Origin of the sequence: Salinicola halimionae (genome assembly GCF_003206065.1) — a bacterium.
GTDB classification, from domain to species: Bacteria; Pseudomonadota; Gammaproteobacteria; order Pseudomonadales; family Halomonadaceae; genus Salinicola; species Salinicola halimionae.
Map to the genome: position 1 here is coordinate 764257 of NZ_PZJQ01000002.1, position 11600 is coordinate 775856.

Genomic DNA, 11600 nt, shown 5'->3' on the forward strand with positions numbered 1-11600 from the left:
GCCTCACAACAACGTCTCCCGAGAGCCCAATCCATGCCCGAACTTTCCTCTTCAAGCTCCCCGCAAGCCGTCCTGTTCCGCAACGCCAACCTGGTCGACGGTTCCTCCTCGCAGCCGCGAACAGGTGTCCATGTTCTGATCGAGGGCGATCGTATCGTCCAGGTTTCCGACACGCCGATCGAGGCGCCTGGTGATGCCCGCGTGATCGATCTCGAAGGGCGCACGCTGATGCCGGGCCTGATCGATTGCCATGTCCACGTCATCGCGACGACGGCTGATCTCGGGGCCAACGCGCTGCTGCCGGATTCCTTGGTCGCTGCGCGTGCCAAACCGATCATGGAAGGCATGCTGATGCGGGGTTTCACCACGGTGCGTGACGTCGGCGGTGCCGATCGGGGGATCCAGCAGGCGGTGGCGGAAGGCCACTTCGTCGGGCCACGACTGGTGATCTGTGGCAAGGCGCTTTCCCAGACCGGCGGTCACAACGATTACCGCGGCTTCTATGACGAGCGCGACGATCAGTACCAGACCCGGCGCCTGGGGTCGATGGGGCGCATCTGCGACGGCGTTGAATCGGTACGCCGTGCTGTGCGTCAGGAGATCAAGGCGGGCGCACAGTTCATCAAGGTAATGGCCAATGGCGGCGTCTCCTCTCCCAGCGATCCGATCGAATTCCTGAGTTTCTCCATCGACGAGCTCAAGACGATCGTCGAGGAAGCCAGCAACGCCCAGACCTACGTGTCTGCCCATCTGTATACCGACGAAGCGATTCGCCGTGCCGTCGAAGCGGGCGTGCGCTCGCTCGAGCACTGCAATCTCATCGAGGCGGACACCGCTCGCCTGGCCGCCGAGCGCGGTGCCATGGCTTGCCCGACCCTGGTGACCTACGAACGCCTCAAGATCGAAGGTGCCGATTACGGTCTCAAGCCCGAGTCAGTCGCCAAGATCGACGACGTCCGCCTGGCCGGACTGGAAAGTCTGGTCACCATGCGCGAAGCGGGCTTACCGATGGCCTACGGCACGGATCTGCTCGGCGAGATGCATCCGCATCAATCGGAAGAGTTCGTGATTCGCTCGCAGGTGCTGCCGCCGCATGAAGTGATTCGTAGTGCCACTTCCACGGCGGCCAAGCTGCTGCGGATGGAAGGCGAGATCGGTGCCATAGTACCCGGCGCGTATGCCGACCTGATCGTGGTCAACGGCAATCCGCTGGAAGACATGAGCCTGCTGACCGGCCAGGGCAAGCACCTGTCTCTGATCATGCAGGGCGGCCGTGCGATCAAGGACCGCCTGGGCCACTGATCCAGCCCGATCAGGGATCAACCACATCCCATAAAGATCACAACCCATAACAATCAAAACAGGAGACTGCGATCATGCAGGCATTCTTCGTCATCGCGTATATCGTATTGATGGTCGTCATCGGCCTCTACTTCTCGCGACGCAAGGTTCACGACGACACCGACTTCATCGTCGCCGGACGCTCGCTGTCGACGCTGGTGTTGACCGCGACGCTACTGGCCACCTTCGTGGGGTCGGGATCGATCGTCGGCGGGGCCAGCTTCGTGTTCCAGCACGGCCCCGGTGCGGCAATCTTCTTCTTCGCCGGCACGCCCATCGCTGCCCTGGTGGTCTACTTCCTGCTGGCACAGAAGATGCGGCGCTCGCGAGCGACCACCATCCCTGGATTGATCGAGGAACGTTTCGGCCCCACGGCGCGCTCGATCGCTTCGCTGATCATTCTGCTGGCCTACGTCGGCATCGTGTCGTATCAGTTCACCGGCGCCGGACAGGCGCTCAACCTGGCGTTCGGTCTGCCGGTGTGGCAAGGCGTGCTGATCGCGGCGGCGATCATGATTGGCCTGGCGACCATGGGCGGCCTGGTCTCGGTGGCCTACACCGACTATCTGAGTGCGATCATCATCTTTGGCAGCATGCTGATCGCGGCGCCCATAGTGCTGAGTCGTCTCGGAGGTCTCGGTGAGATGATGGACGCACTGCCGGCAACGCATCAAACGCTGCTGGGTGGTCTTTCGCCGTGGCAGGCGCTGAGCTACTTTCTGCCGCTGTTCCTGTTGATTCTGGGCGATCAGAATCTGTTCCAGCGTTTTGCCGCGGCGCGCGACCCGGCCACGGCCAAGAAGGCCGCCATGGGTCTGGTCATCGCCTCGATCGTGTGTACCGCACTGATTACCTTGCTGGTCTGCGCCACGCGGGTGATGTATCCCGATATCACGCCATCGACCGCGATGATGACCCTGGCTCAGCAGGGTTTACCGACGGCGGTGGGCGGCCTGCTGCTGGCGTCACTGGTAGCGCTGCTGCTGACGACGGGAAACAGCTATCTGCTGTCGGCGTCGGCCAGCCTGACCCAGGATATTCTCGGCGGCCTGTTGAAGCTCGATATTCCGGCGGGCAAGGCACTGCTGGTCAATCGCCTGACCGTCGTCGGGCTCGGCATTCTGGCCTGGATTCTGGGCGCGTTCTTCCCCAGCGTGCTGGCGATGCAGATGTACTCCTACGGGATGTACGGCGCCGCGATCACGCCAGTCTTCCTGGCTGCGCTGCTATGGCCGCGCGCGACGCCGGCAGGTGCACTGGCGGCGATGATCGTCGGTGGCGTGATGACGCTGGTGTGGGAAATCGCGCTGGGCAAGCCGATGGGCTGGAACAGCGTGCTGGTGGCGATGCCGCTGGCGGCGGTGACGCTGATCGGCGTGAGTCTGCTCAGCCGGCCGCGGATGGCGGCTGAGACGCGATCCGCCTAGGGGCAGATGTCGTCGATCGCATCGAGTACGGGGTAAGGCCGAAACGCTTTACCCCGCTTTCGTTTCACGGCGGGCATCTCGGCGCGTGGCGTAGACGAAGGCAACCCCGAACACGATCGAGAACAGCAGCACGATCGTCGGGGCTGGCGCGCTATCAATGAAAAACGACAGATAGACGCCGAGGAAGGCGATGATCGCCGACAGCGTCGCGGACAATAGCAGCATGGTGCCGAAGCGCCGGGTCAGCAGGAAAGCGATGGCGCCGGGGGCGATCAGTAGGGCAATGGCGAGAATGATGCCGGCGGCTTTCAGCGCGCCAACGATGGTCAGTGAAATCAGGCAGAGCAGGCCGTAGTGCAGCAGCCCGATTCGCAGACCCACCGCCCGGGCCTGGGTCGGATCGAAGGCGTGGAGCAGGAAGTCCTTCCACTTCAGGCCGATGACGCCGACGGTGATCAGGGCGATCAGCGCCGATTCCAGAATGTCACGCCAGGCGACCCCCAGAATGTCGCCGAACAGGATGTGGTCGAGGTGGACCGTCGACTGGATCTTGACGTAAAGCACCAGGCCGATGCCGAACATGCCGGAATAGACGATACCCATCACCGTGTCCTGCTTGATGCGGCTGTTTTCGTGGAGGAAACCGGTGGCGAGGGCACAGAACATGCCGGCAACGAACGCGCCGATGGCGTAGGGGACGCCGATGAGATAGGCGATCACCACGCCCGGGAAGACGGCGTGGGAGATGGCATCTCCCATCAGCGACCAGCCCTTGAGGACCAGGAAACAGGAGAGCAGGGCCATCGGCACGGTAACCAGCACGGCGATGATCATGGCGTTGACCATGAAGTCGAACTGAAAGGGCATCAGCAGCGTATCCAGCCAGCTCATCGACGCGGCTCCGGGATTTCGGAGACCGGCGAACGTGCCAGCGATGCCGCGGCCCGACGTCTCGCCGCCAGCATCCCGTGCTTGGGCGCGAACACGAACGCGATGAGAAAGATCGCTGTCTGCAGCACCACGATCACGCCACCGGTGGCACCGTCGAGAAAGTAGCTGGCGTAGGCGCCGAAGAAGCTGGTCAGCGTGCCGATCGTCACCGCGATGATCAGCAGGCGCGGAAAGCGATCGCTCAGCAGATAGGCCGTGGCGCCAGGTGTGACGACCATGCAGATCACGAGGAAGGCGCCGACCGTCTGCAGCGCGGCGACGGTGGATGCGGCCAGCAAGGTGAAGAACAGGATCTTGAGCGCGGTGGGATTGAGCCCGATCGAGCGGGCGTGGTTTTCGTCGAAGAACGTCACCATCAGATCCTTCCACTTGGCCAGCAGAATGACCAGCGAGACCACGCCGATCGTCACCAGCTGCAGCGTATCGGTGGGCGTGATCGCCAGAATATTGCCGAGCACGATGGTCTGGATATTCACCGACGTCGGCGACAGCGACACCATGAACAGCCCCAGGCCGAAGAATGAGCTGAAGATCAGGCCGATGATGACGTCCTCTTTCAGCTTGCTGCGCTGGTTGAGAAACAGCATCGCCGCCGAGGCCAACCCGCCGGCGAAGAAGGCGCCTAGCGAAAATGGCAGTCCCAGCATGTAGGCGCCGGCGACGCCGGGCACGATCGAATGCGACAGCGCATCGCCGATCAGCGACCAGCCCTTGAGCATCAGGTAGCAGGAGAGAAATGCGCAGACGCCGCCGACCAGCGCCGACACCCACATCGCATTGCGCATATAGCCGTAACCGAAGGGCTCGACGAGATAGCCGAACGGCATGAGGAGGTCCATCAACGAGAGCCTCCCTTTCCAGTACCGCGGTGGCGTCGCGCGGCAATGCCGTTCTGCAGCACCAGCGGGCGCTCGTCGTCGGTGAAAACGCCCACGGCATGCGGTGTCGTACCGGCCTGCTGTGACTGATCGAGTACGAAATGCCGCAGCACGCCGCCGAAGGCGCGCTCCAGATTGTGCTGGGTGAATATCTCATCGGTGAGGCCATAGGCCAGCACGGTGCCCTTGATCATCACTGTTCGATCGCAGAACTCCGGCACCGAGCCGAGATTGTGGGTCGAAACCAGCATCACTCGGCCTTCGCCGCGCAGCTCCCTCAGCAGTTGGATGATCCGGTCTTCGGTCTGGACATCGACGCCGGTGAACGGCTCGTCGAGCAGAATCACCCGGCTATCCTGGGCCAGTGCGCGGGCCAGGAAGACGCGCTTCTTCTGGCCGCCGGAGAGTTCGCCAATCTGGCGCTGGCGGAACTCGCTCATGCCGACGCGAGCCAGCGCGGTTTCGACCGCTTCGTGATCGGCCCGCTTGGGAATTCGCAGCATCCCCATGTGGCCGTAGCGCCCCATCATCACCACGTCCTCGACCAGCACCGGGAAGTTCCAGTCGACCTCTTCCGACTGCGGCACGTAGGCGATCAGATTGCGCTTGAGCGCGGTTTTGGCCGGCAGGCCAAGCACCTGGATGTCGCCTCGAGCCAGACGCACGAAGCCCATGATCGCCTTGAACAGCGTCGACTTGCCGGAACCGTTCACGCCTACCAGCGCGGTGATCGTACCGGCGGGGATCTCGAAACTGGTGTCGCGCAGCGCGGTATGACCGTTGCGATAGATCACAGCGGCATCGGTCACGCGGATGCCGGCACCGGCTATCTCGGCGCCGGTCGATGCCGCTTTCGCCGCAGTGGCCGACCTATCGGCAGGCGTCGTCATGATGACGCTCCCTGGGTCAGACCTTTCACGATCGTCTCCGAGGTGACGCGCAGCAGGTCGATATAGGTCGGCACCGGGCCGTCGGGCTCGCTGAGCGAGTCGACGTAGAGCACGCCCCCATAATGGATACCGGTCTCGCGGGCCACCTGCCGCGCCGGTTTGTCGGAAACGGTGCTCTCGCTGAAGATGGCCGGAATGTCGTTGGCGCGGATGGTATCGATGATCTGACGAACCTGCTGGGGCGTGCCCTGCTGATCGGCATTGATCGGCCACAGGTAGCGCTCGCGAAGACCGAAATCCCGCGCCAGATAGGAGAACGCGCCTTCGCTGGTGACCAGCCAACGATCCTCCTCGGGGATCTGTGTCAGCGCCTCGCGGATCGGCGCGACGGCGCCTTCGATCTGCCGCTTGTAGCGTTCGGCATTGTCGCGATAGATCTCGGCATTGGCGGGGTCGTGCTCGATGAAGGCATCACGAATATTGTCGACGTAGATCAACGCACTCGTCGGCGACATCCAGGCGTGCGGGTTGGGCTTGCCGTCATACGGACCCTCGGCGATGCTGATCGGCTCGATGCCGTTGGAGATCACCACGCTCGGCACGTCCTTCAGGTTGTGAAAGAAACGTTCGAACCAGCGTTCCAGATCGAGGCCGTTCCACAAGATGATGTCCGCGTCCTGGGCGCGCAGGATATCGCGCGGCGTCGGCGCATAGTTGTGGATCTCGGCGCCCGGCCGGGTAATCGACTCCACCGTCGCCGCATCTCCGGCCACGTTCTGCGCCATGTCCGCGATTACGGTGAACGTGGTCACTGCCTTGAACTTTTTCGACTCGGCATCCTGAGCGACGACCGGCAGCGCGATCAACAGCGTCGCGACGGCCATGATCAGCATTAGCGTCGAACGTCGAAAAATCATTCCAGGCATGAGGCGCTCCCAATCGAAACGAGGATGGCCAGGGAAGCCGCAACCGGCGCGCTTTACGTCCACGCAATCCGTCGAGCGCAAAACGTTAGCGAGATTCTTTACCCTGGTTAAATAGTATTCCAATGGTTTCGATTTATAGCACCGGTTTATTCGGCTGTGAAGGGGGAGGATTCGAGAACCGATAGTGATAGCGAGAATGAAGCGAGCATAAGAGGGGCGGCATGAAGCACAAGCGGCGGAAAAGATAAGACAAGACGGCAAGATCGATCAGGTCGACCACGACGATCTCGGGCGGCGCGAACTGCAGAGTTTTGAAAAGCGACCGGGTCTGCCGGAATGAAATCTGGAGGCTTTGAATGACATTGATGCGGGAGTTATGCGGCCTTGGGTAACCAGGGTTCTGCCAGAGACAGGCTGTCGTGGCCATTGCGTTTGAGGCATTTGAGTACCTCGAGCCAGGTCAATTCGGTCAGGTAAACCTGTTCCGAAGGCACCATCTGTACCGCCCCTGCCGTCAGGCCAGCAGAGCCGCCATCCGGGATGAAGATTGACGTCCAGGCGTCCTTGATTTCGACAATCAAGCAGAACTGAACGATGTCGCCATCGATATAAAGACCGACCTGCGTGTCGATATCGTCTTCAATGCCGGTCATGCGCGCCATCGTGTCTTTGAGCAGACGATACCCGGGTACGTTATCGAGCAATTTGTCTTCGATTAAATGGCGCACTCTTTTTGCCGTTTTGGTTTTTGCCAACAAGCCGGCCAGAAAGCACAGCAACAATAATGCGAGCAATGCGACGATAGAAAGCGCGGTGACGCCCGCGACGGTGTGGTGTTCGAACATAGGCAGTAGCTTGCTGATCGGAACACGTAAGATGTGGACGGCTTTCTGTACCAGCACGCCGATCAATATCAGCGGCAGGATGAACAGAACCCCGCCCAGCGCCGTCGTTTTCAGAAATTTGAACATCAGGCTCTCCTGATTTCTTGTGGCAGGCGCCGCTTCCATCAGTCTGCAGGTTGCTTCAATGTAGATCGAAGCGCCTTGCTTCACGACATCTCCTATCCCTGAAACTTTACTACCATTCGTTGCTGGGCAGCGCCTGTATGGCGGTCGGTCAAGTCGGCGTGTGGCTTTCAGGACGTTTGTAGTTTCCTCGCCAGTGCTCGGCAATCCTCGAGACGCCAGTCTGCGCCCGCCATTTCGCCAGCATCCGGTGCATTGATCAGCACCGTTAACGTACCCGCCGCTTGCCCGCAGGCCATGTCCAACTGGCTGTCACCGACCATGACGACCTCAGACGGCGCGATCTGCCAGCGTTGAATGAAGTGATCAAGCCCGCCGGGGTGGGGTTTGGGCGGCGCCTCGTCGCGGCCGAGCACGTCGTCGGGAGCAAAGCAGTCATCCAGCCCGATTGCTTCCAGCGTGATGTGCGCCAGTTCCTTGGCATTGCGGGTCAGGATGCCAAGCCGACAGCCACGCTGGCATAGCGACTGAACCAGTTCGATGGCGCCGGTGGCAGCGGTCGAACGCATCGCCAGTTCACGCTCATGCTCGAGCAGCCAGGCGTGTTTGGCATCACGCTCGGTGGTGGGCAGCGTTTCCAGATGATGCAGGATATCGGCGCCGTCGGGGATGTCGAGATGACGGCGAATGGCGGGAAAGTCATGCACGCCGACGGTCAACGTGCCATCCATGTCGAAGACCCAGTGAGTCAGTGTCTTGAGTGTGATAGGGGGCATGACGGCTCCGAGATCGAAGGAACTCTCATCCTATCCAAGTGAGTCACGGATGTCAGAGGGGACAGAACCCATTGAATCTCCGGCCGTTCAGGACGTCTCCCGCTCCCGAAACATCTCGACCACCCGCTGCTGTGCGATACCGATATGGTAGTCCAGCGCGGCTTCGCAGGCGTCGGGGTCTCGCGTGCGCAGGGCCTCGATGATGGGTTCGTGGGTGTCCGCCACACGAACGGGATCATCGTAGAGCTGGCCGATCAGCAGAATGCAGAAGCGCATCTCGTGGCAGAGTTCGTCGAACACCCGCACCAGCCGCTGATTGCCGCTGAACTCGCACAGCATTCGGTGAAAGGCGACGTCCTCTTCGATTTGCTGGACCCCGGTGCCGTCTCGGGCGACCCGACGCATCGATTCGAGCTGATCGCTTAGCGCGGCTTCCATGTCGGGGGTCAGCTTGCCGGCGAGTAGACGAATGGCGTGGCGCTCGAGGCACAGGCGCAGATCGTAGACGTCATCGAGCTCTGCGTCGTTGAACGTGCGCACGAAGAACCCGCGACGCGGCTGCGACACCAGCATCCCGCGGCTCTCGAGCAGGCGCGCCGCCTCGCGAACCGGCGCCCGGCTGACGCCGAAATCTCGCGCAAGCTGTGCCTCGGCCAGATGCACGCCCGGTGCGAAATCTCCCTTCAGCAGGGCTTCGGTCAGCATATCGGCGATCTGATTGACCAGATCGCGCTGCTGGATGGTGGCGAATCCGCGAGTGATGGAGGTCATGTCATCTCGTTTGGCTGGCTGTTACCGACCGCTCCACTATCAACCAAATTGGCCTCAGGGTCGACTGTCGAGTGTCGACAGTTTGAGAATTGCCTGATAGGTTACGAACGAGACCCGCTCGACAACGCGGTCGCCTACGACAAAGGCAACGCCGCAAGCCACGACAGGAGATCGATGATGGATATGGCGACTGACGCCCACCACGCCTCGAAACAGACCGCACGTCGCGATCTGGCGGCAGCCTACCGGCTGATCGCGCATTTTGGCCTGGACGACAGCATCTATACGCATATTTCCGCGCGGGCCGAGGCGGGCAAGGAAAACTTCCTGATCAACCCTTACGGGTATCGATTCGAGGAGGTGACCGCCGCCAATCTGGTCACTATCGATCTCGAAGGCAACGTGGTCGACGACCCGGAAAGCGCGGGCATCAACAAGGCCGGCTTCACGATTCACAGCGCGATTCATGAGGCGCGACCGGACGTGCACTGCGTCTTGCATACTCACTCGGTTGCCGGCGTCGCCGTTTCCTGTCTCGAAGAGGGTTTGCTGCCGCTGAATCAGTGGTCGATGGAATTCCACGGGCGCACTGCTTATCACGACTACGAAGGCATTGCGCTGGATCTGGCCGAGCGCGAGCGCTTAGTCGCTGATCTGGGCGACAAGCCGGTCATGGTACTGCGCAATCACGGCATGCTGGTGTGTGGCCGCACGGTGGGTGAGGCGTTCAAGCGGATGCACAACCTGGAACGCAGCTGCCAGGCGCAGCTCGCCCTGATGGGGAGCGGCATGAAGATTCGCCGGGTCGATCCCGCGCTTGCCGAGCATACCGCGCAGCAGTATGAACAGTGGGATTCGGGCCACGGCGTGATCGATCACGATCCGGAGTGGGACGCATATCTACGTCTTTTGAAGCGTATCCAACCCGATTTCGAAGGCTGACACAGCGTAACGAGGTTGCACTGATCTTCCGTCATACGAGTAAGGCTATGTGAGCGAAGCGCGATAGTAATCATCGCGCCAGCGGTTAAAGATTTTACAAATCCAATAACACAAGAGACCTGCCATGACCCTGCTATCGTCCGTGACCGGCCGTCTGACGGCGGCTGCCCTAACGCTATCCTTCGCCGCGCCCGTGCTGGCGCAGGAAACCCCACAGGCCGGCGGCGTCGCCAATGTCGCCATTCAGCCCGAGCCGCCGGGGCTGATGCTGCCGCTGGTGCAGAACGCCCCGACCCAACGCGTCGCCGGCAACATCTTTGAAAGCCTGCTGCGTTACAGCACCGATCTCGAGCCCATGCCGCAGTTGGCGGAAACGTGGGAGATCAGTGACGACGGCCTGACCTATACCTTTCATCTGCATCCGGACGTGAAGTGGCACGATGGTGAAGCGTTCAGCTCTGCCGACGTGGTTTTCTCTGCCGATGTCTTTCTGCGCCAGACCAATCCGCGAACTCGAGTGATTCTCGATCACGTGGAGAGCATCGAGGCGCCGGACGACAATACGGTCGTGTTCACACTCAAGGAACCGTTCCCGGCGTTCATTCAGGCGTTCGAGGTCGGCACCATGCCGATGGTGCCCAAGCACATCTATGAAGGTACCGATTTCTACAATAATCCCGCCAACAATCATCCTGTCGGTACCGGTCCGTTCGAGTTCGCCAAGTGGGATCGCGGTTCGGTGATCGAGCTGGACAAGAACCCGGACTACTACGAAGACGGCAAGCCGTATCTCGACAAGATCTACTGGCATGTGATTCCGGACGCGGCATCGCGCGCGGCTGCCTATGAAAATGGCACGCTCGATATCATGCCGGCCGGCTCGGTGGAAAACTTCGACATCCCGCGCCTTTCCGAGATGGATGGCAGCTGCATGACCGAATCGGGCAACGAGTACTTCAACCCGTTCGCGATGCTGTGGCTCAACAACCGCGAGGGGCCGACCGCCGACAAGCGCTTCCGCCAGGCGGTGATGTACGCCATCGATCGTGACTTCGCCAAGAATGTGCTGTGGAACGGTCTCGGCGAGGTGCCGAACGGCCCGTTCAACTCGACGCTGGCGTCGCACGACGACGATCTCGAACAGTACCCCTACGACCCGGACAAGGCCGAAGCGCTGCTCGACGAGATGGGTTATGACGGCGAGCCGGTGCGCCTGCTGCCGCTGCCCTACGGCGAAACCTGGACACGCTGGGGTGAAGCCGTGCGTCAGAATCTCGAGGACGTGGGTATCAACATCGAGACCGAATCCTCCGATGTGGCGGGCTGGAACCAGAAGATCAGCGACTGGGACTACGACATCGCCTTCACCTATCTCTTCCAGTACGGCGATCCGTCGCTCGGCATCGCGCGCACTTATATGTCCAGCAATATCGCCAAGGGCTCACCGTGGAACAACGTCGAGGGCTACGCCAATCCCAAGGTGGACGAGCTGTTTGCCAAGGCGGCGGTGGAGAACGATTCGGAGAAGCGTCAGGCGATGTACGACGAGGTCCAGCAGATCCTGCACGACGACGTACCGCTGGCGTGGATCATGGAGCTGGCCCAGCCGACCATTTACCGCTGCAACGTCCATGACCTGATCACCACCGGTATCGGTCTCAGTGACGGCTTCAAGAACGCCTGGATCGAGCAGCAGTAAGCGCGCCCTCCTGGGTGGTGCATACGCCCAG

At 61.3% G+C, this 11600-nt stretch carries 11 protein-coding genes; 4 read left to right on the forward strand and 7 right to left on the reverse strand.

Going from position 1 to position 11600, the window contains the following annotated elements; translation table 11 throughout:
• Nucleotides 1–33: 33 nt before the first annotated feature.
• Nucleotides 34–1302, forward strand: a complete 1269-nt coding sequence (locus tag DOM27_RS04090) for a metal-dependent hydrolase family protein (RefSeq protein ID WP_110654748.1) — start codon at nucleotides 34–36, stop codon at nucleotides 1300–1302.
• A 74-nt stretch (nucleotides 1303–1376) separates the two neighbouring features.
• Nucleotides 1377–2768, forward strand: a complete 1392-nt coding sequence (locus DOM27_RS04095) for a sodium:solute symporter family protein (protein ID WP_110654749.1) — start codon at nucleotides 1377–1379, stop codon at nucleotides 2766–2768.
• 48 nt (nucleotides 2769–2816) lie between these two features.
• Here DOM27_RS04095 and DOM27_RS04100 read toward each other — a convergent pair whose 3' ends face one another.
• From DOM27_RS04100 to DOM27_RS04130, 7 genes are all read right to left on the reverse strand, one after another.
• Entirely contained in the window at nucleotides 2817–3659 is an 843-nt protein-coding gene (locus DOM27_RS04100; RefSeq protein WP_110654750.1) for a metal ABC transporter permease, read from the reverse strand.
• Nucleotides 3656–4558 carry a metal ABC transporter permease gene (locus DOM27_RS04105; protein ID WP_110654751.1) on the reverse strand — a complete coding sequence of 301 codons (903 nt, stop codon included), beginning with the start codon at nucleotides 4556–4558 and terminating at the stop codon, nucleotides 3656–3658. Before DOM27_RS04105 ends, DOM27_RS04100 begins: the two co-directional genes overlap by 4 nt.
• Entirely contained in the window at nucleotides 4558–5487 is a 930-nt protein-coding gene (locus DOM27_RS04110) for a manganese/iron ABC transporter ATP-binding protein (protein ID WP_110654752.1), read from the reverse strand. The genes DOM27_RS04105 and DOM27_RS04110 overlap by 1 nt, the downstream gene beginning before the upstream one ends.
• Entirely contained in the window at nucleotides 5484–6413 is a 930-nt protein-coding gene (locus DOM27_RS04115) for a metal ABC transporter substrate-binding protein (protein WP_280952113.1), read from the reverse strand. Before DOM27_RS04115 ends, DOM27_RS04110 begins: the two co-directional genes overlap by 4 nt.
• Nucleotides 6414–6787: 374 nt before the next feature.
• Nucleotides 6788–7468, reverse strand: a complete 681-nt coding sequence (locus DOM27_RS04120) for a hypothetical protein (protein WP_223162272.1) — start codon at nucleotides 7466–7468, stop codon at nucleotides 6788–6790.
• Between the two features lie 83 nt (nucleotides 7469–7551).
• Nucleotides 7552–8157 carry an HAD family hydrolase gene (locus DOM27_RS04125; RefSeq protein ID WP_245392575.1) on the reverse strand — a complete coding sequence of 202 codons (606 nt, stop codon included), beginning with the start codon at nucleotides 8155–8157 and terminating at the stop codon, nucleotides 7552–7554.
• A gap of 87 nt (nucleotides 8158–8244) precedes the next feature.
• Nucleotides 8245–8928: a GntR family transcriptional regulator gene (locus DOM27_RS04130; protein WP_110654754.1), complete on the reverse strand. Its 684-nt coding sequence runs from the start codon at nucleotides 8926–8928 to the stop codon at nucleotides 8245–8247.
• Nucleotides 8929–9105: 177 nt separating this feature from the next.
• Between DOM27_RS04130 and DOM27_RS04135 the strand changes: the two genes are divergently transcribed.
• Nucleotides 9106–9870: a class II aldolase/adducin family protein gene (locus DOM27_RS04135; protein ID WP_188113676.1), complete on the forward strand. Its 765-nt coding sequence runs from the start codon at nucleotides 9106–9108 to the stop codon at nucleotides 9868–9870.
• Nucleotides 9871–9994: 124 nt separating this feature from the next.
• Nucleotides 9995–11569: an ABC transporter substrate-binding protein gene (locus DOM27_RS04140; RefSeq protein ID WP_110654755.1), complete on the forward strand. Its 1575-nt coding sequence runs from the start codon at nucleotides 9995–9997 to the stop codon at nucleotides 11567–11569.
• Nucleotides 11570–11600 lie beyond the last annotated feature (31 nt).